At 70.1% G+C, this 21,057-nt stretch carries 23 protein-coding genes; 9 read left to right on the top strand and 14 right to left on the bottom strand.

The genetic code is table 11. The annotated features are described in order from the left end of the window. Nucleotides 1-11 precede the first annotated feature (11 nt). On the top strand, nt 12-425 hold the full coding sequence (locus tag OG828_RS45075) for an SsgA family sporulation/cell division regulator (protein WP_328504399.1): 414 nt from the start codon (nt 12-14) through the stop codon (nt 423-425). A 5-nt stretch (nt 426-430) separates the two neighbouring features. Here the strand turns inward: OG828_RS45075 and OG828_RS45080 are convergent, their stop codons facing one another. The 3 genes from OG828_RS45080 to OG828_RS45090 all read right to left on the bottom strand — a co-directional run bounded on the left by OG828_RS45080 (nt 431) and on the right by OG828_RS45090 (nt 4,271). After that, nucleotides 431-1,450: a Gfo/Idh/MocA family protein gene (locus OG828_RS45080; protein ID WP_328504400.1), complete on the bottom strand. Its 1,020-nt coding sequence runs from the start codon at nt 1,448-1,450 to the stop codon at nt 431-433. 62 nt (nt 1,451-1,512) lie between these two features. After that, nucleotides 1,513-2,607: a baeRF3 domain-containing protein gene (locus tag OG828_RS45085; protein WP_328441973.1), complete on the bottom strand. Its 1,095-nt coding sequence runs from the start codon at nt 2,605-2,607 to the stop codon at nt 1,513-1,515. 92 nt (nt 2,608-2,699) lie between these two features. Then, complete coding sequence (locus OG828_RS45090; RefSeq protein ID WP_328504401.1) at nt 2,700-4,271, bottom strand: alpha/beta hydrolase; 1,572 nt, start codon at nt 4,269-4,271, stop codon at nt 2,700-2,702. Nucleotides 4,272-4,540: 269 nt separating this feature from the next. On the opposite strand from OG828_RS45090, the gene OG828_RS45095 reads away from it, so the two are divergent. Then, nucleotides 4,541-5,185, top strand: a complete 645-nt coding sequence (locus tag OG828_RS45095; protein ID WP_328504402.1) for a chaplin — start codon at nt 4,541-4,543, stop codon at nt 5,183-5,185. A 57-nt stretch (nt 5,186-5,242) separates the two neighbouring features. Here the strand turns inward: OG828_RS45095 and OG828_RS45100 are convergent, their stop codons facing one another. Then, nucleotides 5,243-5,728, bottom strand: coding sequence for a nucleoside deaminase (locus OG828_RS45100; protein ID WP_328372699.1), 486 nt, complete (start codon nt 5,726-5,728; stop codon nt 5,243-5,245). Between the two features lie 299 nt (nt 5,729-6,027). Between OG828_RS45100 and OG828_RS45105 the strand changes: the two genes are divergently transcribed. Further along, nucleotides 6,028-6,804: a GNAT family N-acetyltransferase gene (locus OG828_RS45105; protein ID WP_328372702.1), complete on the top strand. Its 777-nt coding sequence runs from the start codon at nt 6,028-6,030 to the stop codon at nt 6,802-6,804. A 22-nt stretch (nt 6,805-6,826) separates the two neighbouring features. Here OG828_RS45105 and OG828_RS45110 read toward each other — a convergent pair whose 3' ends face one another. Further along, the gene (locus OG828_RS45110; protein ID WP_328504403.1) at nt 6,827-7,534 is read right to left on the bottom strand and encodes a TetR/AcrR family transcriptional regulator; all 708 of its coding nucleotides are present in this window, start codon (nt 7,532-7,534) and stop codon (nt 6,827-6,829) included. Between the two features lie 131 nt (nt 7,535-7,665). On the opposite strand from OG828_RS45110, the gene OG828_RS45115 reads away from it, so the two are divergent. After that, nucleotides 7,666-8,622 carry an NAD-dependent epimerase/dehydratase family protein gene (locus tag OG828_RS45115; protein ID WP_328504404.1) on the top strand — a complete coding sequence of 319 codons (957 nt, stop codon included), beginning with the start codon at nt 7,666-7,668 and terminating at the stop codon, nt 8,620-8,622. Nucleotides 8,623-8,756: 134 nt separating this feature from the next. On the opposite strand, the gene OG828_RS45120 is transcribed toward OG828_RS45115, so the two are convergent. Continuing rightward, nucleotides 8,757-9,020 carry a GlsB/YeaQ/YmgE family stress response membrane protein gene (locus OG828_RS45120; RefSeq protein WP_328370472.1) on the bottom strand — a complete coding sequence of 88 codons (264 nt, stop codon included), beginning with the start codon at nt 9,018-9,020 and terminating at the stop codon, nt 8,757-8,759. 169 nt (nt 9,021-9,189) lie between these two features. Here OG828_RS45120 and OG828_RS45125 point away from each other — a divergent pair, with 169 nt between their 5' ends. After that, nucleotides 9,190-9,957 carry an ArsR/SmtB family transcription factor gene (locus tag OG828_RS45125; protein WP_328372705.1) on the top strand — a complete coding sequence of 256 codons (768 nt, stop codon included), beginning with the start codon at nt 9,190-9,192 and terminating at the stop codon, nt 9,955-9,957. 65 nt (nt 9,958-10,022) lie between these two features. Here the strand turns inward: OG828_RS45125 and OG828_RS45130 are convergent, their stop codons facing one another. Continuing rightward, on the bottom strand, nt 10,023-10,463 hold the full coding sequence (locus OG828_RS45130) for an SPW repeat protein (RefSeq protein ID WP_328370474.1): 441 nt from the start codon (nt 10,461-10,463) through the stop codon (nt 10,023-10,025). A 185-nt stretch (nt 10,464-10,648) separates the two neighbouring features. Between OG828_RS45130 and OG828_RS49730 the strand changes: the two genes are divergently transcribed. Continuing rightward, complete coding sequence (locus OG828_RS49730) at nt 10,649-10,726, top strand: putative leader peptide (protein ID WP_443060313.1); 78 nt, start codon at nt 10,649-10,651, stop codon at nt 10,724-10,726. Nucleotides 10,727-10,854: 128 nt separating this feature from the next. Beyond that, a complete protein-coding gene (locus tag OG828_RS45135; protein ID WP_328504405.1) occupies nt 10,855-11,997 on the top strand; it encodes an LLM class flavin-dependent oxidoreductase in 1,143 nt (380 codons plus the stop codon). A 3-nt stretch (nt 11,998-12,000) separates the two neighbouring features. On the opposite strand, the gene OG828_RS45140 is transcribed toward OG828_RS45135, so the two are convergent. Continuing rightward, the gene (locus OG828_RS45140) at nt 12,001-13,047 is read right to left on the bottom strand and encodes an acyl-CoA dehydrogenase family protein (RefSeq protein WP_328504406.1); all 1,047 of its coding nucleotides are present in this window, start codon (nt 13,045-13,047) and stop codon (nt 12,001-12,003) included. A 98-nt stretch (nt 13,048-13,145) separates the two neighbouring features. On the opposite strand from OG828_RS45140, the gene OG828_RS45145 reads away from it, so the two are divergent. Together OG828_RS45145 and OG828_RS45150 are read left to right on the top strand one after the other, a co-directional pair. Continuing rightward, nucleotides 13,146-13,508 carry a YciI family protein gene (locus tag OG828_RS45145; protein ID WP_328504407.1) on the top strand — a complete coding sequence of 121 codons (363 nt, stop codon included), beginning with the start codon at nt 13,146-13,148 and terminating at the stop codon, nt 13,506-13,508. Continuing rightward, on the top strand, nt 13,498-14,679 hold the full coding sequence (locus OG828_RS45150) for an RNA polymerase sigma factor (RefSeq protein WP_328504408.1): 1,182 nt from the start codon (nt 13,498-13,500) through the stop codon (nt 14,677-14,679). The genes OG828_RS45145 and OG828_RS45150 overlap by 11 nt, the downstream gene beginning before the upstream one ends. Here OG828_RS45150 and urtE read toward each other — a convergent pair whose 3' ends face one another. The 6 genes from urtE to OG828_RS45180 form a co-directional block, all read right to left on the bottom strand. Next, nucleotides 14,680-15,372 carry an urea ABC transporter ATP-binding subunit UrtE gene (gene urtE / locus OG828_RS45155; RefSeq protein WP_328370486.1) on the bottom strand — a complete coding sequence of 231 codons (693 nt, stop codon included), beginning with the start codon at nt 15,370-15,372 and terminating at the stop codon, nt 14,680-14,682. Then, nucleotides 15,372-16,142, bottom strand: coding sequence for an urea ABC transporter ATP-binding protein UrtD (gene urtD / locus OG828_RS45160; RefSeq protein ID WP_328504409.1), 771 nt, complete (start codon nt 16,140-16,142; stop codon nt 15,372-15,374). The genes urtE and urtD overlap by 1 nt, the downstream gene beginning before the upstream one ends. Then, nucleotides 16,139-17,221, bottom strand: a complete 1,083-nt coding sequence (urtC, locus tag OG828_RS45165; RefSeq protein ID WP_328504410.1) for an urea ABC transporter permease subunit UrtC — start codon at nt 17,219-17,221, stop codon at nt 16,139-16,141. The genes urtD and urtC overlap by 4 nt, the downstream gene beginning before the upstream one ends. Beyond that, nucleotides 17,218-18,114 carry an urea ABC transporter permease subunit UrtB gene (urtB, locus tag OG828_RS45170; protein WP_328370494.1) on the bottom strand — a complete coding sequence of 299 codons (897 nt, stop codon included), beginning with the start codon at nt 18,112-18,114 and terminating at the stop codon, nt 17,218-17,220. Before urtB ends, urtC begins: the two co-directional genes overlap by 4 nt. Nucleotides 18,115-18,175: 61 nt before the next feature. Then, entirely contained in the window at nt 18,176-19,432 is a 1,257-nt protein-coding gene (gene urtA / locus OG828_RS45175; protein WP_328370496.1) for an urea ABC transporter substrate-binding protein, read from the bottom strand. Between the two features lie 212 nt (nt 19,433-19,644). After that, the gene (locus tag OG828_RS45180; protein WP_328504411.1) at nt 19,645-20,757 is read right to left on the bottom strand and encodes a substrate-binding domain-containing protein; all 1,113 of its coding nucleotides are present in this window, start codon (nt 20,755-20,757) and stop codon (nt 19,645-19,647) included. Nucleotides 20,758-21,057 lie beyond the last annotated feature (300 nt).

Consider the following 21,057-nt stretch of genomic DNA (forward strand, 5'->3'; position numbering starts at 1 on the left):
GGAGACCGACGATGGACATCAGCCTCGAGCAGCCCGCACGCGCCCTCCTGATCACCGCCGATGGGGAGGAACTTCCTGTCTCCGCCACCCTTCGTTATACCGTCGCGGACCCGCTGGCCGTGCACATCGACTTCCCGCCCGAGGCCGCACTCGACGGTGAGTGCGTCACCTGGACCTTCGGGCGGGCCTTGCTGGAGGCCGGTCTGCGCGGCCCGGCCGGCAGTGGCGACGTGCACATCTGGCCGTGCGGCCGGGACCGGACGATCCTGGAGTTCCACTCGCCGTACGGGCTGGCGCTGCTCCAGTTCCGCACGCCCGCCCTGCGTCGCTTCCTGCTGCGGACGTACGCCGTGGTCGCGTCGGGGCAGGAGGACGTCGGCGCGGCCGTCGACCGCGGGCTGAGCGCGCTGTTCGGGAGTGTCTGACAGCCTCAATGGCCGGCGTACAGGTCCGGGCGTGGGGCGAGGTCCACGGTCGTGCGGTCGCCGGTCTCCAGGGACCGGACCCCGGCCTCGGCGACCACCGAGGCCGCATAGCCGTCCCAGGCGGCGGGACCGGCGACCCGGCCCTGCCGGGTGGCGTCGACCCAGGCCTGCACTTCGCGGTCGTAGGCGTCGGCGAACCGTACGAGGTAGTCCTGCGGGACCTCTTCGCGCGCCCCGCCGTCGGCGGTGACGAGCATGGTGTGCCCCTCGCCGACCCGGGCGCTGCCCCGTTCGCAGACGGCCTCGCAGCGCACCTGGTAGCCGAAGCCGCAGTTGACGAAGACCTCCACGTCGACGAGAGCGCCGTGCTCGGTCTCGAAAAGCACGAACTGCGGGTCCAGCAGCCCCTCGGGGGCGTCGGCGGAGGACCGTGAACGCGGCACGGTCACCGCGGTCAGCTCCTGGCCGAGAAGCCAGCGGGCGGCATCGATCTCGTGCGAGACCGAGCTGTTGATCAGCATCGCGGAGGTGAAGCCGGGCGGGGAGGACACATTGCGGTGGATGCAGTGCAGCATCAGTGGACGCCCCAACCGCCCGTCGTCCAGCAGCGACTTGAGCTGCCGGTACTCGGCGTCGTACCGCCGCATGAACCCGATCTGTGCCAGCCGCCGCCCGAGTCGCGCCTCCGCCTCCACGACGCGGAGTGCGCCCGTGGAGTCCGGCACCATGGGCTTCTCGCACAGCACCGGAAGGCCGCGCGCGAACGCCGCGAGCAGTGCCTCCTCGTGTGCCGGGCCGGGCGAGGCGATCAGTACGGCGTCGACGCCGGGCGCATCGAGCGCGGCCGCCGTCTCGGCATGCACCGCGATCCCGTCGATTCCGGCGACCGCCGCCTTGGCCCGCGCGGTGTCGGGGTCGGCCACGGCGGCGACACGCGCGCCGCTCACCACGTACTCAAGCCGACGTATGTGGTCGGCCCCCATGTGCCCGGCACCCAGTACCGCCACGCCCAACAGGTCTCCCACGTGCGCACTCCCTTGTCGCCGACTGTCCCCGGCGAAGGGTAGACGCGACAGGCGCCGGAGCGTCAGTAGCGCAGCACGCCCGCGATCCCCTGGGCGTCCCGCAGCGTGCCGTCCGGTACGAAGCGGACCTCGGCGCCGGTCTCCAGGCACTGCTCGACGATCTCGTCCACGATGTCCTCGCGGGCGTCGAGGTCGCCGCTCTCGGCCGGGATCAGGTGATCGCCGTCGTCGCGGACCGTCGCCCGGTAGTTCTCCTCGACGGCGAGCAGCCGCACCCGTGCCTCGCGGGCGTTCTGCCAGACCTCGTCGAGGCCGGCCGCGAACGCCCGCCGCCCGCGCGCCGATTCGAGTTCCCGCGCGACCTCGTCGGTGCTCTTGCGGTCCTGGGCGGCGACGATCGGCCGGACCGCCTGCCAGACGGCTTCGTGCGTGCCGTGCGCGAGGCCGCCGTGCGGGATGTGCACCGCGTCCTTGGTGACCGTTCCGATCTCGTCCAGCGCGGACAGCGCCGCCTGCTCGCCGGTGATGTAGAGCGGGCGTGCGTCGTCCTTGAGGACCGCGCTCACCGCGGTGTCGGCGTCGCGCAGGAAGTGGCGGGTGCCCTCGTCGCGGAAGGTGCTCGGCAGATCGCCGATCCGCTCCTGCCGCTCGGCGTCGAAGTTGTCGAAGGACCGCGTCAGCGGGAAACCGCCGGTGCGGACCTCGGTGACGCGGTCCGTGCCGCCGCTCCACAGCGTGACGCGGTCGGCGGAGACCGACAGCACCCAGAACGGCCGCTCGGCCGCCTGCGCCGAGACGAGGTTGCGGGTCAGGAAGGTGTCGGCCAGCACCACCCGCTCGGGCACCGGACGGGCGAGCGACCACACCTGGTGCTCACCCGGCGCGGCGAAGATCACCAGGCCGTCCTCGGCATGCGTGAGGTCTACCTCGGCGAGGGCCTGGTCGAGCTGTCGTTCGACCTCGGCACGCCGGTCCCGGCTGACCGCGGGATCGGACTCCAGCTGCTTCTTGGCCGCGGCCACGACATTGCGCAGCCGTACCGGGTCCTGGGCCTTCTCCGGCTCACGGCGGTGCGTCGGCGTCAGCACGGACACCGCCGGATAAGGGCGCGGACGGCGCAGCTCGGTGAGGGTCGCGGGGCTGAGTGCGTGCTCCATATCAGCACGATAGGCCCGATTCACCGATCGGGCACTTGGGGTAACTCGGCCGGACATCACGGGTGATTCGCTGTCAGGCTCTGACCCGGACTTCAGTCGTCGTCGTCATCCGAGCCGCAGGAGCTGCCGCCCGCGGGCAGCGAGCCGTAGAGCAGGAAGTTGTCGACCTTCTTGTGCACGCACTTGGAGGAGGCGTACCCGGTGTGGCCCTCGCCCCTGTTGTCGAGCACCACGGCCGAGGAGCCCAGCCGCTTCGCCGTCTCCGTGGTCCAGCGGTACGGCGTCGCCGGGTCGCCGCGGGTGCCCACGAGGAGCATCTTCGGGGTGTCGACGTCCCGCACCTTCTTGCGGATGTAGTCGGTGCCCTTGGGGCGGCCGTAACACATGAGCACCTCCGTGAGGCGGTACTCGCCGAAGACGGGGGACGCCTCCTCGTACTCGGCGCGCAGCCGGTCGAGGTTCCTCGTGATCCAGTCGGCGGTCGGGCGGTCGGGGTCGTCGGCGCAGTTGATCGCCATCAACGCCGCCGGCAGGTTGTCGAAGGGGACGTCCTCCTCGTCCGCGAGGCCGCCGTCGTCGTTCCGGGCCATGCCGCCGCCGGTGAGGGCGAGCAGGCCCCGGGCGTCGCCGTCCTCGACGAGCGAGGCGATGGCACGTTCCAGCGTGGGCCACATGTCCCTGCTGTAGAGGGCCTGGCTGAGGGAGGCGACGAGGTCCTGCCCGGTGAAGGAGTCGCCGAAGTCGGTCGGCACCGGATCCTCGTCGAGCGACTCGACGAGGGACACGACGTGTTCCCGGGCGGTGCGGGAGTCGGTCCCGAGCGGACAGGCGACGTCGTCCTCGGCGCACCACGCGACGAAGGCGTCCAGCGCGGTCTGCTGCCCCTCCGCGCCCACGATCGCCTGCTCGGTGAGCGGCTCCGTGAGCGTGTCCACGCCGTCGAGCACCAGCCGGCCGACCTTGTCCGGGAACTGCGCCGCGTACACGGCGCCGAGCCGGGTGCCGTAGGAGAAGCCGAGGTAGTTGAGCTTCTTGTCGCCGAGGGCCTGGCGTATGACGTCCAGGTCGCGGGAGGCGTTCACGGTTCCTATGTGGGGGAGCACGGGGCCGGAGTGCTTCGCGCACTGGGTGGCCGCCTGCTTCAACTGCTTGAGGACCGCCCGCGGATCATCCGTGAGATCCGTGTCCGTGTCCATCGCCTCCGAGGCCTCGTCGGAGGCGTCGCCGCAGCTGACAGGGGAGGATCTGCCGACGCCGCGCGGGTCGAAGGAGACCACGTCGTAGCCGTCGGTGAGCTCCATGAAGTCGTCGCCGCCGAAGGCGAGTTGGGGGACCCCGGGGCCGCCGGGACCGCCGAAGTTCAACACCACCGAGCCGCGCGACTTGCCGGTGGCCCGGTAGCGGGCGAGAGCCAGCTCGAGCGTGCCCGACTTCGGCTTCGCATAGTCGAGGGGGACGGTGACCTTGCCGCACTGGAGGTCCTTCGGCATCGACTTGTTCTCGCACTTCGTCCAGACGACCTTCTGCCGGTAGAACCGTGTCAGGTCGGACTCGGTGTCGCGTACGGCCACCGCCGGCAGCCCCGCCGCCAGCACGGCCAGCCCGACCGCGCCGGTCAGCGTGGAGCGCCGGAGTCTGAGGCGCGTCGTCAGCTTGGCCAGCATGCATGCCTCCAGAAGCGCTCGCCGGGGACCGGTATTGGCGCCTCCGATCACGATAGGCGGCCCCCGGAACCGACGCCTCCGGACGAGTCAGATCGCATGGAGTGCCCTAGCCTGTGCACCCCTCGGCGCATCGTGCGGCTTTGCCGCAAGTTCGATAAGAGTGACGCTCGATGGGGTGAAAGGCCGATAAGCCATAACTCGGATGGTTCACCTGCGTTTTATCCGGTGCGGGCGAGTGCTCGCGACCATGTCTGGAAGGCAGGGAACCTATGAGACGGGTTACCCGAAACGGTGTGATCGCCGTCGCCGCCGCGTCCGGCGCGATGGCAGTGGCAGTGCCGGCGTACGCCGACTCCGCGGCCGAGGGTGCCGCGGCCGGCTCGCCCGGGTTGATCTCCGGCAACACGATCCAGCTCCCGGTGCACGTGCCGGTGAACGTGTGCGGGAACACCGTGAACGTGGTGGGGCTCCTCAATCCGGCCGCGGGCAACGAGTGCGCCAACGAGAGCGGGGGCGAGAAGCGGGGCGGCAATCCCGGCGGAGCCGCCGCGGAGAGCCGCGGAAAGGATTCGCCGGGTGTGCTGTCCGGCAACGGTGTGCAGCTCCCGGTCCACCTCCCGGTGAACGTCAGCGGCAACACCGTGAACGTGGTCGGTGCCGGAAACGCGGCCACCGGCAACGAGTCCGTGAACACCTCGGGCGGCAGGCCCGACCGCCCCTCGACGCGCCCGGCCCCCAAGCCGGCCGTGCCGGACACTCCTCCCCAGGCGGTCCCGTCCGCTCCACGGGCCCCCGTGGCGGCCCTCGCCGACACGGGATCCGACGGGATGCTCCCCGCGGTCGCGGGCAGCGCCGCACTGATGCTGGGCGGAGCGGTCCTGTACCGGCGTTTCCGCGGCAAGGCGGCTCACTGACCGGGACGTCCCGGTGACGGACGGCCCCACCGGACCCGTGATCGGTGGGGCCGCGTGTCAGCCGCGCCCGCGGTGGAACCGCCGGTGCAATTCCCGTACTTCCTCGGCCAGTTCAGGCACGGGGCCGGCCACCGCCACGCCGGGCGCCACCTCGTTGACCGGCAGCGTCCGCACCGGAGGCGCGGGGACGTCCAACTCGGCCAGCCATGAGGCGAGTTGCTCGGACGAGGCGACGTACACGATGCGGCCGAGGCCCACCCAGGCGTGCGCGGCCGCGCACATCGGGCAGTGCTCGCCGGAGGTGTACACGGTGGCGGCGGCCCGCTCCTGAGGGGTCATGTGCGCCGCGGACCAGCGCGCCAGCTCGAACTCGGGGTGCCGCGTGCGGTCGCCGGAGGCCACCCGGTTGTGGTCCTCGGCGAGCACCGCACCGCCCGCGTCCACCAGAACCGAGCCGAACGGCTCGTCACCCGCCCCCAGCGCCTCGGCCGCCAGCTCCACACAGCGACGCAGATACGGCAGTTCGGTGTCCTTCACGACCATGGCGTACGACCTCTCCCGCGACGTGATCTTCACACCGCAGCCTAGGGTCGGCGGAGCGCGGCAGGGAAGGCGTGCCGTCGGCCGGGCGCCACCGTGGCGAGGGCGGCCGGCATGGATCCGCGCGATCCTGCCGCCGCGTTGCCGCGCGGCCACATCGAAACCGCATCGAGACCCGGATCGACTGCCTGGCCCGCACCCAAGACCGGCTGAGCGCGTATCTGGACGCGGTGAGCGGGATGTCGCCGTATCGGAACGCTAAAGCGGTTGCCACCAGGGCATCCCGGTGCTGGAGTGAACACATGGATCATGTCGGTGTGCTCGCCCTGTTCGACCGGGCCATGCGTGAAGGTGCCCAGCCGGACACTCCCGACGCCCGGGTCGAGCGTGCCGGACGCGTGGTGCGCCAGGTGTCCTCGCCGCGGGGTTGGAACGGCGTCGTGTGGTCCGACCTCGACGAGGCGAGCGCGGACGCGGCGATCGCCGAGCAGATCGCGTACTTCTCCGGCCTCGGCCGCGAGTTCGAGTGGAAGCTCTACGGCCACGATCTGCCCGTCGACCTGGGGCAGCGGCTCAGAGACGCCGGGTTCACGGCCCAGCCGGAGGAGACGCTGATGATCGGCGAGGTCGCCGATCTGAACCTCGACGCCGAGCCGCCCGAGGGCATCCGCATCCTTCCCGTGACCGACCGGGCCGGCGTCGACCTCGTGGCGGACGTGCATGAGAAGGCCTTCGGCACGGACGGCACCCGGATGCGGGACCAGTTGCTCGCCCGGCTCACGGACGACCCCGACTCGGTGGTCGCCGTCGTCGCCCTCGCCGGAGACACACCGGTGAGCGCGGCCCGGATGGAGATGGTGCCGGGTAACCGGTTCGCCGGGCTGTGGGGCGGCGGCACCGTCGAGGAGTGGCGCGGCCGTGGCATCTACCGTGCGCTGGTCGCCCACCGGGCGCGGGCCGCCGTGGACCGTGGGTACCGGTATCTCCAGGTCGACGCCATGAGCCAGAGCCGCCCGATCCTCGAACGGCTGGGCTTCCAGCCGCTGAGCACCACGACGCCGTACGTGTACGTGCCGTAGCGCGCGTCGGCGGTCAGGGCGGTCAGGCCAGGCCGAACGTGTCCGCCAGCGAGTCCATTTGGGCCGTGAGCAGGGTGCCCCCGTCGTGCCCCATGCCGTCGAACTGACCGGACACCTCCAGGCCGACCACCCCGTGCATGTGCGACCAGGCGAGCATGGCACCGGCCAGCGCGGTCCCCTGGTCGACGGCGGGCGCATTCAGGCGTACCCATTCCGATACCGGTGGGTCCGTGTCGGCCCAGGCTTTCATCTGCGTCACCACAGGTCGTACGGCCGACGACGGCTCGGCCCCGTCGAAGGCGGGCAGGAACGGTCCGAGCACCGCCCGCGCGCTGTCGACCGTCTCCGGGGGCGCGCTGTACCCGGGGACGGGCGTGCCCTGGATCAGCAGATAGCGGTGCGGCTGCGCGACCGCCCAGTTCCGGCATGCGGTCGCCAGGGCCCGTAGCCGCGCCCGCGGTGAGGTGGTCGCGGGCAGTGCCTCCGCGGCCTCGGTGACGGCGGCGGCCAGATCGGCGTACGCGTCCCGGATCAGGTCGGTGAGCAGCGCGTCCCGGCTGTCGAAGTAGCGGTAGAGGGCCGGCCCCGACAGCCCCACCTCCTTGGCGATCCGCGTCAGCGCCACGGCCCCCGTACCGCCCTCGGCCAGCTGCCGGAGCGCGATCTCCTTGATCTCAGCCCGCGTCTGCTCGCGATAACGCGCCCTCGGGCTCTGTGTGCTCCCGGCCACGGCCGACTCCCTTCTCGACGTCGCGACACACCTTAACGAAGGGTCGAGTATCCCACTCTTGTGATGGTCAATCGAAAGAGTTACAGTCTCTAACAGAAGTGATGGTCAATCACGAAGAAGAGAGGTCAATCATGTCTGGCACTCAGAAGCCCCGCGCCCTGCACGCCGTCCTCGGCTCCGGCCCCGCCGGAACCGCGCTCGCCCGCGAACTGGCACGCCGCGGCCACTCCGTGCGTCTCGTCGACCGCAAGGGCGAGGGGCCCGCGATCGAGGGAGTCGAGCGGTACGCCGCCGACGTCAGCACGGCCGAGGGTGCGCGCAAGGCCATAGCCGGTGCCGTCGTCGCGTACCACTGCGTCAATGTCGCCTATCACCTCCAGGTCGAGGTGATGCCCCGCGTCCAGGACGCCGTCCTCGGGGCCGTGGAAGCCGCCGGTGCGCGGCTGGTCGTACTCGACTCGCTGTATCCGTACGGCGAGACCGGGGGAGCGGTGATCACCGAGGACACCCCGTGGAAGGCGACGAGCCGTAAGGGCCGGATGCGTGCCGAACTCGACGAGAAGTACCTTGCCGCGCACCGCGAGGGCCGGGCCAGGGTGGTCCTCGGGCGATCCGCCGACTTCGTCGGACCCGGTGTGGTCAACTCCAGCCTCGGCGGAGCGGTGTTCCCCGCAGCGCTCACCGGCGGTGAGGTTCCCGGGCTCGGGGACATCGACCTGCCGCACAGTTACACGAGCGTCGCCGACGTCGCCGCGGGCCTCGCGACCCTGGGTGAGCACCCCGAGGGCGACGGTCGTGTCTGGCATCTGCCCACGGCGCCCGCGGTCAGCACCCGCGAGATCCTCACCATGATCGAGCAGCGGGTGGGCCGCCCGCTGAACATCGTGACGATCGACGAACCCCGCCCCTTCGGCCCGTTCGACGAGGTGTTCATGGCTGAGTACGCGGAGATGTTCTACCAGCACACCGAGCCCCAGATCATGGACTCCTCCGCCTTCGAGCAGGCCTTCGGTGCGGCTCCGGCGCCGCTCGAGGAAACGGTGGACGCCACGCTGACCTGGTACCGGGAGTGGCTCGCGAGCCGGTGAGGCGCGCGTCGGCCGCGGCCGTGTTCGCCCTCCGGCGCGGCTGTTCAAGGGCGCGTCGTTGCGCGGGACGCGGCTGCGGCAGCCTCAGGAAGCAGCCGCGTCCCGACATTGTTTTGCCTGCCCGGGTCCGATCCTCAGCGGCGGACCTTCGTCCGGTCCAGCGCGGCCACGCCGACCGCTGCCAGGCCGATCTGGATGAGCCACTCGATCCAGTCGACGCCGTCCGTGTCGCCCACGTCGAACGCGTTCGCGAGCGCGGAACCGATCAGCGCGGCCACGATGCCGACGAGGATCGTCCACAGGACTCCGATGCGCTGGCGACCTGGGACGACGAGCCGCCCCAGGACACCGATGATGATGCCGATGACAATGGCACTGATGATGCCCGAGATCTCCATTTCCGCCCCTCTTTGTCGAGACCCCCGTTGCTGAGCAAGTTCCCGCTTAAGGCGGAGACAGTCGCGTCGGCGTCACGAAGCCTGGAGCTGTGACGCGGCGCGCCCGTCTGTTGACATGCAGGCAATTGCCTGCATAACTTTGAGTGTGCGATCAGAGAGCGACCCGGCGATGGACCGGGTCTTCAAGGCGCTGGCCGACGACACGCGCAGGCGGCTGATGGACCGGCTGCACGAGGACAACGGGCTCACACTCGGCGAGCTGTGCGAACGCATCGACATGAGGCGCCAGTCGGTGACCCAGCATCTGGCCGTCCTGGAGGCCGCGAACCTGATCAGCACGGTGCGGCGGGGGCGGGAGAAGCTGCACTACCTCAACCCGGTCCCGCTCCACGAGATCCAGGAGCGGTGGATCGACAAGTTCGAGCGCCCGCGCCTTCGTGCGCTCGGCGCCCTGAAGCGACGAGCTGAGGAAGCCATGACCGACAAGCCGAGCTATGTGTATGTCATCTACATCCAAAGCACGCCCGAGAAGGTCTGGGACGCCCTCACCGACGCCGACCTGACCGGCGCCTACTGGGGTCACCGCAACGAGTCCGACTGGCGCCCCGGCTCCCGCTGGGCCCATGTCCGCACCGATGGCTCGGGCATCGCCGACGTCGTCGGCAAGGTCGTCGAGAGCGACCGCCCGCACCGCCTGATCACCAGCTGGGGCGATCCCGAGAAGGAGGGGCAGGAGGACACCTACTCCCGGGTCACCTTCGACATCCAGCCGCACGCCGACATCGTCAAGCTCACCGTCACCCACGAGGACCTGGCCGACGAGGGCGAGCTGGCCGACGTCTCCTCCGGCTGGCCGGCGGTGCTGTCCAACCTCAAGTCGCTCCTGGAGACCGGCAGCCCGCTGCCGCAGGAGCCCTGGTCGGTGCCCGGCCACTGAGAGGGCAGCGAAGGCCGGTCCGCGTGACGCGGACCGGCCCGGTACTCGTTCCTTCCTTGCGGTGTCTACGGCCTCGGGGCGCTCCTCGCCGCCGTACCGGCGCATGTCAGCCCGAGGATCACGGCCAGGGCGCCGATGATGATGTTGTTCCACACGACACCGGCATCGGGGCTGCTGCCAACGATCCACGGCGAGACGATCATCCACACGCCGAGCGCGCAGAAGGCCCAGCTCAGGCCGTACATGCGTTCCGGAGCGCGGGTGAATCCGAGAGCCAGCAGGCCGATCGCGATGCCGATCACGAGGTTGTGGGGCACGAGATCGGGCTGGCTGGTCGTGTAGTGGACTATCCAGGGGGATACAGCGCAGTACAGACCGAGCAGGAACACCGGTCCGTCCACGAGCGCCACATCGCGACCGCCGAGCATACGGGCGTAGCGATCCCGCATTTCGGATGCATCAGGGTGGCTGGTTATGTCACCTCTGGTGGGCGAGACGTTGGCCATGACTCGTCTCCTTTGACTTCACAGGCCTGACCGCGTCTGGTGCGGTGTGCGGTAAGCGCCGCGCACACCTATTCTGCGCTTATTTCTTCTTTATGTGTAGTGGTCCGGGCAGTCCGCGATACGGGACCGGCTCGGGTTTACCTTGACGGCGTCGATGAGCGGCTGCCACGATCGTGAGCATGACGATGCGACTGGACCTCACGCGGCGACGCCATGTCGACCTCGCGCGTGTCTCCAGCGCCTCCTGTTGCGCCGCGTCCTGATCACCTCCCCGCGATCCGCCGCGCCTTTTTCTTTTCTCGCCTGAATTCCCCGTGCCCGTGCACTCATTGAATTCGGCATGCCCGAAAGCATTCCGCAACGGGGCCAGCACCTCTGATCGGAGATCCCGGTGTCCCTCACCTTCCACTGGTTCCTGCCCACCAACGGCGACAGCCGCCATGTCGTCGGCGGCGGCCACGGCTCTCCCGCCACCGCATCCGGACGGGACCGGCCGCCGACCGTCGGCTATCTGAGCCAGATCGCCCGCGCCGCCGAGGACCTGGGCTTCGTCGGCGCGCTCACGCCGACCGGCGCCTGGTGCGAGGACGCCTGGCTGACCACCGCGATGGTCAGCCAGAACACCGAGCGCCTGAAATTCCTGGTCGCCTTCCGGCCCGGCTTCGTCTCGCCCACGCTCGCCGCGCAGATGGCGTCCACCTTCCAGCGGCAGAGCGGCGGACGGCTGCTCCTCAACGTCGTCACCGGCGGCGAGAGTCAGGAGCAGCGGGCCTACGGCGACTTCCTCGACAAGGACGCCCGCTATCGCCGTACCGGTGAATTCCTGCAGATCGTACGGGAGTTGTGGGACGGCAAGACCGTCGATCTGAACGGCGAGTTCCTTCACGTCGAGGACGCCAAGCTGGCCCGCGTGCCGGACCCCGTGCCCGAGGTGTACTTCGGCGGCTCCTCGCCCATCGCCGGCGACATCGCGGCCCGGCACGCCGACGTGTACCTCACCTGGGGCGAGCCGCCCGCCCAGGTCGCCGAGAAGATCGCCTGGATCAGGGGACTGGCCGCCGAGCAGGGCCGCACACTGCGCTTCGGTATCCGGCTGCACGTCATCACCCGTGACACCTCCGCGCAGGCCTGGGCGGAGGCGAACCGGCTCCTGGAGGGCTTCGACGCGGAGACCGTACGGGCCGTCCAGGCCGGGCTGGGGCGCAGCGAGTCCGAGGGGCAGCAGCGGATGCTCGCGCTGCACGGCGGCGGCCGGGACGGCCTGGAGATCCACCCCAACCTGTGGGCCGGTATCGGGCTCGTGCGCGGCGGCGCGGGCACCGCCCTCGTCGGCAGCCACGACGAGGTCGCGGCGCGCATCGAGGAGTATCACGCGCTCGGTATCGACGAGTTCGTCCTCTCGGGCTATCCGCACCTGGAGGAGGCGTACTGGTTCGGCGAGGGGGTGCTGCCCCGGCTCGCCGGGCGGGGGCTGTGGCGGCATCCGTACGACGACCAGGCCGCACCGGTGGCGCAGGTCCCGTTCGCGAGCTGAACCTCAGCCGGACAGCCGGTCGAGGTGCGCCCTGCGCACCCCGGCCGTCTGCCCCTGCACCAGCAGGAACATCCCCTCGCGCGCCAGCCGTTGGGCCGGGCTGCGCAGGTCCATGGCGCGTCCGCCTCCGGCGACGATCGCGGCGGTCGTCGCGGCGCGCATCAGGTCGTACGCCCGTGTCTTGAGGGCCAGCCGTTCCTCGATGTGCTCGTGGGGCACGGGGTGATCGGCGAGGGCGTACGCCTGAGCACGTACCTCGTCGAGGCGGGCGCGCAGAGCGGATGCCGTCTCCTTCGCCTCCGTATCCGCGTCGAGCAGGGCGAGTGCCGCGTCCGTGATCCCGAAGACGGCCGGGTTGGTGTTGGCGGCGCGGGGCAGGTCGATCTGGGCGAACTTCTCGTGCGGCGTGCGCAGCACCACCGCCTCGTCGGGCAGCCACAGCCCGGTCAGCCGCAACGACACCGTACGGGCGGCGGTGAGTGCCGCGAGCCGCATCGGGTCCGACGGGCACAGCCCCGGCTGCTCGCGTGCCTCGGTGAACGCGAACACCACCTCGCCGGTGTCCGTGACACCGGCGAGCAGCATCACGTCGTTGAGACCCCAGCCGGTGTACCAGGGCACGGTGCCGTCGAAGCGCCAGCCACCGTGCTCGGCGGTCGCCCGTACCGGGATCCGCGGGAAGGCGCGGACGTGCGCATAGGCGATCCCGGCGAGCAGCTCACCGGTCGCCAGCGGGCTGAGCAGCCGCTCCCGGACGGGCAGTCGGGAGTCGGCCAGGAGCTTCACCGGCGTGTAGTGCTGGGTCTGCACGAACCAGGTCGAGCAGCACGCCCCGGCCAGGATCTCCGCGATCTCCCGGGCCACCGCGGCGGGCGCGGCCGAGCCGCCGTACTGCTCGGGCGCGCTCACCCCGAGCAGCCCGGACCGCTTGACCGCCTCGATATGGCTCACCGGCATGCCTTCCCGGTCGACGCGCTCCGCCTCAGGCGCCAGGACCTCGGCGGCGAGCTGTCGGGCACGGGTGACGAGCGGGTGAGGTGTGGTGGTCATGGACGAGATTCTTCCGGTGTCGTGGCGCGGGGTGTCGATGCGGGGGCCCGTCGTTCGTGTAGGAGGTGAGAGAACGCGACGATGCCTGGGAGGCCGTCATGAAGTACTACCTGCTCAGCGTGATGCAGCCGGTGGGGGAGCCACCTGCCCCCGAGATCCTCGCCGAGATCGGCAAGAGGCTCGATGTCTTCCACCAGGAGCTGCGTGAGGCGGGCGCCTGGGTGTTCGCCGGGGGACTGCACGGCCCGGAGTCGTCCACCGTGCTGCGGCCCCACGACGGAGACGTCCTGGTCACGGACGGCCCGTATGCCGAGGGCAAGGAGATGCTCGGCGGCATCTGCCTGATCAAGGCGTCCGACCTGGACGTGGCCCTGGAGTGGGGGCGCAAGGCGGCGCTGGCGACCACGCTGCCGATCGAGGTGCGCCCCTTCATGCACGAAGCCGAGGCCGATGGCTCCTGACGTAGAGGCCGTCTTCCGCGCGGAGTACGGCCGCGCGGTCTCCGTCCTCGTCCGCTTCCTCGGCGACATCGACCTCGCCGAGGAAGCGGTCCAGGACGCGTTCGCCACGGCCGTACAGCGCTGGCCGGCAACCGGCGTCCCGCCCAGCCCCGCCGGGTGGATCATCACCACCGCCCGCAACCGGGCGATCGACCGGCTGCGCCGCGAATCCTCCCGGGAAGCCCGCCACGCCGAGGCCGCCCTGCTGCACGCCGCCGATACACCGGCCGAGGAGGGACCTGTGCGTGACGACCGGCTTCGCCTCATCTTCACCTGCTGCCACCCGGCGCTGGCGCTCCAGGCTCAGGTCGCCCTCACGCTCCGGCTGCTCGGCGGGCTCGGCACCGACCGGATCGCCCGCGCCTTCCTCGTCCCCGAGCCGACCATGGCCCAGCGCCTGGTCCGGGCCAAGGCGAAGATCCGGGACGCCCGGATCCCGTACCGCGTGCCCCGCGACGCCGACCTTCCCGACCGCCTGAACGGCGTTCTGGCCGTCGCCTACCTGATCTTCAACGAGGGGTACGAGGGTTCACCGGAGCTGTGCGCCGAAGCCGTACGCCTGGGCCGGCTGCTGGCCGAGCTGATGCCGGACGAGCCCGAGGTCACCGGCCTGCTCGCCCTGATGCTGCTGATCGAGTCGCGCCGGACCGCCCGCCAGGATGAAGGCGGTGCGCTGGTGCCGCTGCCCGAGCAGGACCGCGACTGCTGGGACCGTGACCTGATCACGGAGGGACAGGCACTGGTCCGCCGCTGTCTGCGCCGTAACCAGCCGGGCCCCTATCAGATCCAGGCTGCGATCCAGGCCGTGCACAGCGACGCGACCACCGCCGACGCCACCGACTGGAGCCAGATCCTGCAGCTCTACGACCAGCTGATGGCGCTGGCCCCCAGCCCGGTCGTGGCCCTCAACCGGGCCGTCGCGGTCGCCGAGGTGAGCGGCCCCGCGGCGGCGCTCACCCTCGTCGACGCCCTCGACCTGGCGCGCTACCGCGTCTTCCACGCCGTACGGGCCGACCTGCTGCGCCGCCTGGATCGCACAGCCGAAGCGCTCGCCGCGTACGATGCGGCGATCGCGCTCAGCGAGAACCCGGCCGAACGCGCCTACCTCGAACGCGTCCGGCGAGCCCTGTGATCACACGCTCAACGCCTCCCGCACCGACGCCTCCGCGTCCTGGCCGCCCTCGCCGGACGAGGTGACACGCCCTGCCTCCAGGACGTAGTAGCGCTGCGCCGCCCGCATCGCGAAGCCGACGTGCTGCTCCACCAGCAGCACCGACAGCCCGCCCCGGGCGGCCAGCGCCAGGATCGTCTCCTCGATCTCGGCGACCACCGACGGCTGGATGCCCTCGGTCGGCTCGTCCAGGAGCAGGATCCGAGGCTCCGTCACCAAGGCGCGGGCGATGGCCAGTTGCTGCCGCTGGCCGCCCGACAGCAGGCCCGCGCGACGGTTCGACAGGGTGCGCAGTGCCGGGAACAGGTCCAGCGCCTCGGCGACGGCCGCCTTCCCGCGCTTGCGGCCGTCCGCGACCAACTGGAGGTTCTCCGCGGTCGTCAGCTGCGGGAACGCCTGCTGGCCCTGCGGGACGTACGCCATCCCGCGCGCGACCCGCTCGTGCGGCTTGCGGCGCGTGATGTCCTCGCCGTCGAGCCGGATCGTGCCGCCGGCCGGGGTCAGCAGTCCGACCGCCGCGCGCAGCAGTGTGCTCTTGCCCGCGCCGTTGTGCCCGAGCACGGCGGCCACACCGTCCTTCGGTACGTCCACGGAGACGCCGTGCAGAACGGTGCTGCGGTGGTAGCCGACGCGGACGTCGTCGATCTCGAGCATCACGCCTCCTGTACGACGGCGGCGGCGTCCTCGGTCGCCTTGTGCCCGAGGTACACCTCCTGCACCTTGGGATCGGCCTGCACTTCGGCCACCGTGCCCTCGCTGAGCACCTTGCCGGCGTGCAGCACGCTCACGCTGCGCGCGAAGGACCGCATGAAGTCCATGTCGTGCTCGATGACGACGACGGTCCGCTCCTCACTGATCCGCTCCAACAGCTCGCCGGTGGCCTGCCGTTCGTCGTGACTCATCCCGGCGACCGGCTCGTCGAGCAGCAGCAGCCGTACGTCCTGCACGAGCAGCATGCCGATCTCCAGCCACTGCTTCTGCCCGTGGGCCAGCGTCCCCGCAAGGGAGTCCGCGCAGTCGGAGAGCCCGACCGTCTCCAGTGCCCGCGCGACGGATTCCGGCACGTCCTTGCGGCGCCGCAGCATGGTCCACACGCTCCGGCCCGCGCCCGCCGCGATGTCCAGGTTCTGCAGCACCGTCAACTCCTCGAAGACGGTGGCCGTCTGGAAGGTACGGCCGATCCCCGACCGGGCGATCCTGTGCACGCTCCGCCCGAGCAGTTCCGCGCCGCCGAACAGCACCGAGCCCTCCGCCTTCACCAGTCCGGTGACGGCGTCCACGAGGGTCGTCTTGCCCGCGCCGTTCGGCCCGATGAGGAACCGCAGATCACCCGGCTGGACCTCCAGGTCCACACCGTCCACCGCGGTGAACCCATCGAAGGACACCCGCAGTTGACGTATCTCGAGTCCTGACAGCTCGCTCATGCTGCTTCTCCCACAGGAAGGGCGGGTGTCTGCTGAACAGCCTTGCGGCGCCGTCGCACGATGCCCGCCAGCGAGGCGAGACCGCCCGGCAGGAACGCCAGCGCCACGATGAACAGCAGGCCCTGGAAGTAGGTCCAGCCCGCCGGGAACTCCTCCGACAGTGCCGTCTTGGCCCAGGCCACGCCGACCGCGCCGAGCACGGCGCCGACCAGACTGGCCCGGCCGCCCACCGCCGCGCCGATCACGAACTCGATGGACGGCACGATGCCGATCATCGCGGGCGAGATGATGCCGACGGCCGGCACGAACAGGGCGCCCGCGAGGCCCGCCATGCCGGCCGCGACGACGTACGCGACGAGCTTCACGTTCGCCGGGTTGTACCCGAGGAAGCGCACCCGTTCCTCCGAGTCCCGTACGGCGACGAGGAGTTCGCCGTACCGGCTGTGGATCAGCTGGCGGGCGATCGCGATCAGGGCGAGCAGACAGGCGGCGATGATGAAGTACACGGTCCGCTGGTTGAGCGGGTCGTCGAGGTCGTAGCCGAAGAAGCCCTGGATGTCGGTGAGTCCGTTGGTGCCGCCGGTCGTGGCCTGCTGGCCGATCAGCCAGATGGCGAAGGCGGCGGTGAGGGCCTGGCTGAGGATCGCGAAGTAGGCGCCCTTCACCCGGCGCCGGAAGATGAACAGGCCCAGGATCGCCGCGACGGCCATCGGCAGCAGCACGGTCGCGGCGAGCGCGAAGACGGGGTTCGCGAACGGCTGCCACCACCAGGGCAGTTCGGTCGCGGTGCCGTACAGCGCCATGAAGTCGGGCAGGTTGCCCGGCCCCGCGTCGGCGATCTTCAGATGCATCGCCATGGCGTAGCCGCCGAGTCCGAAGAAGACACCCTGGCCGAGCGTGAGCAGGCCGCCGCGGCCCCATGCCAGGCAGATGCCGACGGCGACCATCGCCGTGCACAGGTACTTGGCGAGCAGGTCGAGCCGGAAGTCGGAGAGGGCGAGCGGGGCGACGGCGAAGAGCAGCAGGGCCGCGCCGGCGAATCCGGCCCATGCGCGGGCGCGCCCGTTCAGAACGGTCATACGAGACTCCTCGTCCGCAGCGTGTACAGCCCCTGGGGCCGCCACTGGAGGAAGGCGACGATGGCCACGAGCACCAGCACCTTGGCGACGCTCACGGTGGTGGAGTACTCCAGCACCGACTGCAGCGCGCCCAGCACGAAGGCGACGATCACGCTGCCCTTGAGCTGTCCGATGCCGCCGACCACGATCACCAGGAAGGCGTCGATGATGATGTTGGTGCCCATCGTCGGCCCGATCGGACCGACCAGCGTCAGCGCGACCCCGGCGACACCCGCGAGCCCGGAGCCGATGAAGAAGGCGGTGCGGTCGACGCGGGACGTGGAGATGCCGGACACCTCCGCGAGGTCCCGGTTCTGCACGACGGCCCTGATCCGGCGGCCCAGCGGCGTCAGCCGCAGCGTCAGCGACAGCGCGACCACCGCCGCGATCGCCAACGCCAGAATGAACAGGCGGCTGTTGGCGAAGGTGAGCGGATCGTCGCCGCCGATGACCGTGATGTTGCCGGTCAGCCAGTCCGGCGCACGGGTCTGCACATTCGGCGCCCCGAAAATGTCCCGGGCGAGCTGCTGAAGCATCAGCGAGACACCCCAGGTGACGAGAAGTGTGTCGAGTGGCCGCAGATACAGGCGGCGTATCAGCAGCCATTCCAGGAGAGCGCCGAGCGCTCCCGAGACGAGAAAAGCGACGGGAAGCGCGACCAGCAGCGAAATTCCCGCACCGGAAATGGACTTCTGCAGGACATACGTCGTGTAGGCGCCCGCCATGATGAACTCGCCGTGGGCCATGTTGATGACGTTCATCTGGCCGAAGGTGAGCGACAGGCCGAGCGCGATGAGCAGCAGGACGGCACCGATGCTGATGCCGGTGAAGGTCTGACCGAGGATCACGGTCATACGGCGGCTCCGGGAGACGGCGGCCGTGGGCCCCGCAGGGCCCACGGACGGTGACGGTCGGTCAGGACAGGCCGGAGGCCCAGGAGTAGCCCTTGAGGTACGGGTCCGGCTTGATGGGCTTGCCGGAGTTCCACACCTCCTTGATCAGTCCGTCGGTGCCGATCTCGCCGATGCGGGCGGTCTTGTAGATGTGCTGGCTGGCGCCGTCGACGGTGACCTTGCCCTCGGGCGCGTCGAAGGTGATGCCGTCGGAGGCCGCCTTCACCTTCTCCGGGTCGAAGGACTTCGCCTTCTCGACCATCGCCTTCCACAGATAGACCGAGGTGTACGCGGCTTCCATCGGGTCACTGGTCGGCTTGTCCTGGCCGTACTTGGCCTTGTACGCCTTCACGAACTCGGTGTTCGCCGCGCCGGGGGTGGTCTGGTAGTAGTTCCACGCCGTCAGCTGGCCCGCCAGGTACTGGGCGCCGATCGACTTGACCTCCTCCTCGGCGATCGACACCGACACGACCGGCATGGACTTCGCGGTCAGACCGGCCGACTTGTACTCCTTGAAGAAGGCCACGTTCGAGTCGCCGTTGAGGGTGTTGAAGACGGCGTCCGCCTTCGACGCCTTCACCTTGTTGGCGATCGTGCTGAACTCCGTGGAGCCCAGCGGCGCGTAGTCCTCGCCGAGGATCGTCATGCCGTTGGCCTTCGCGTACGCGCTGATCTCCTTGTTGGCGGTGCGCGGGAAGACATAGTCGCTGCCGACCAGGTAGATCTTCTTCAGGCCCTTGCTCTTCAAGTAGTCGAGCGCCGGGACGATCTGCTGATTGGTCGTCGCGCCCGTGTAGAAGATGTACGGGGACTCCTCGAGGCCCTCGTACTGCACCGGGTAGAACAGCAGCGACTTGTTCTTCTCGAAGACCGGCTTGACCGCCTTACGGCTGGCGGAGGTCCAGCAGCCGAAGGTGGCCGCGACCCGGTCCTCCCTGATCAGCTTCTGCGCCTTCTCGGCGAAGGTGGGCCAGTCGGAGGCGCCGTCCTCGCTGATCGGCTGGACCTTCTTGCCGAGCACACCGCCGGAGGCGTTGATCTCGTCGATCGCCAGCTTGAGCGAGTCGCGTACGGTCACCTCGCTGATCGCCATGGTGCCGGAGAGCGAGTTGAGCAGGCCGACCTTGACCGTGTCACCGCTGACGTCGGCCTTCGCGGCCTCGTCGGAGGAGCCGGCCGCGTCGGTCTTCGCACCGCACGCGGAAAGGGCCACGACCGCCGCGAGCGCGGCGCCGCCGGCGATGAGACGACGTCGGAGAACAAGTGAAACCGTGGACAAAAGAACCCCCTCGGGGATGGCGGGAGGCGACCTCCCGAAGCGGTCCACAGCCTCAAGTCACCCTGTTTCCAAGATGTTTCACCGGACTTTCCCCGAGGCAACAAAAAACGCCCCGAGGGAGCGTGACCGGTATTGAGAAACCGAATTCACAATTCGCCCGAGGCATTCTAATTAGTTTCTGTGGGAAGTATCTTGGTGGGGGCGCGGGCATGTCAAGGGTGGGAACCGTGAAGATCGAGTTCCGTGAGCACGTCGAAGTCGAGCCCGTCCGCGCGCGCCAGGTAGATCCGCTGCCGCACATGGCTGCCGCGCAGATGCAGCAGCCCGCGCGGACCCTCGTACGACACGGTGTCGGCGGCCGCGCCGATCGCGGACACGTCCAGCGTCCCGGCCTGCTTGAGCAGCGCGGCGAGCAACAGTACGCCCTCGTAACAGGATTCGCCGAGACTGCCGAGCGCGGGCGCCTCGACGCCGTACCGGCCCGCGTACTGCCCGTGGAAGTCGAGCGTGTCCTGGTTGGCCAGCGAGGCGAAGAACCCGGCCGTGCTGTAGAGGTCGGCGGTGGCCGAAGGGCCGCTCGCCATCAGCATGTTCTCGTCCATCAGGGTGCTCAGCCGCAGACAGCGGGCGTCGAGACCGTAGGCCGCGAACGCCCGGTTGAAGCGCACCGCGTCGCTGCCGACCAGCAGCATCAGCACGCCGTCCGCGTCCGCGTGCTCGATCCGCCGCAGTACCGGCTCGAAGTCGTGGGTGCCGAGCGGGAGATAGACCTCACCGCCGATGCTCGAGCCGCAGTCCCGGGCGTACGCACGGGCCGCCCGTGCCGTACGCCTGGGCCACACATAGTCGTTGCCGACCACGAACCAGCGCCGCACCCGCCGCTCGTGCGCCAACAGGCTCATCGCGGGCCGCAGTTGGTCGCGCGGCGTCTCACTCGTCAGGAAGACACCGGAGGTGTGCTCGCCGCCCTCGTAGAGCGCGGTGTAGACGTACGGCACACGGTGGGCGATCCTCGGCGCCAGCGCTTGCCGCACCGAGGAGATGTGCCAGCCCGTGACGCCCTGTACGACGCCCAGGTCCACCAGCGCCTCGAGGTGGTCGGCGATCTCGCGCGGCGCCGCGCCCCCGTCGACCGGCAGCAACTTGAGCTCCCTGCCGAGCACCCCGCCCGCCCGGTTGACCTCCTCCGCGGCCAGCCGCGCACACAGCTCGCACGTCGGCCCGAACATCCCGGCCGGCCCCTGCAACGGAAAGACCAGGGCCACGCCGAGTGTGGAGTCGTCGGCGGTGAACCAGTCGGGTGCGGGGAGATCGTGCCGGAACATGGCGTCATGATTCCGGGTCGCCCTGGCGAACTCCAGTCCGTCTCATACGATGTACGCACCCCGTGACAGGGCCCGTCTTTCGGAGCAGCCCGACTTCGAGAGGCGGAGCCCGGCAAGCGCCGGTGAGCGGGGTCTGGGGCGTGCAGCTGCAAGACGGAGGAGGGAGTCATGGCGGAGCCGGTGGGGGTCCCTCCCGCTCGAGCGAAGCCGAGAGTGGGGGAGACTGACGACAACGCGGCAGATGTGCGTGCCAGACCCCGCGGCCCCGGGATGATCCGAAAGACAGGCCCTAGGAGCACG

The organism is Streptomyces sp. NBC_00457, assembly GCF_036014015.1.
GTDB lineage: Bacteria > Actinomycetota > Actinomycetes > Streptomycetales > Streptomycetaceae > Streptomyces.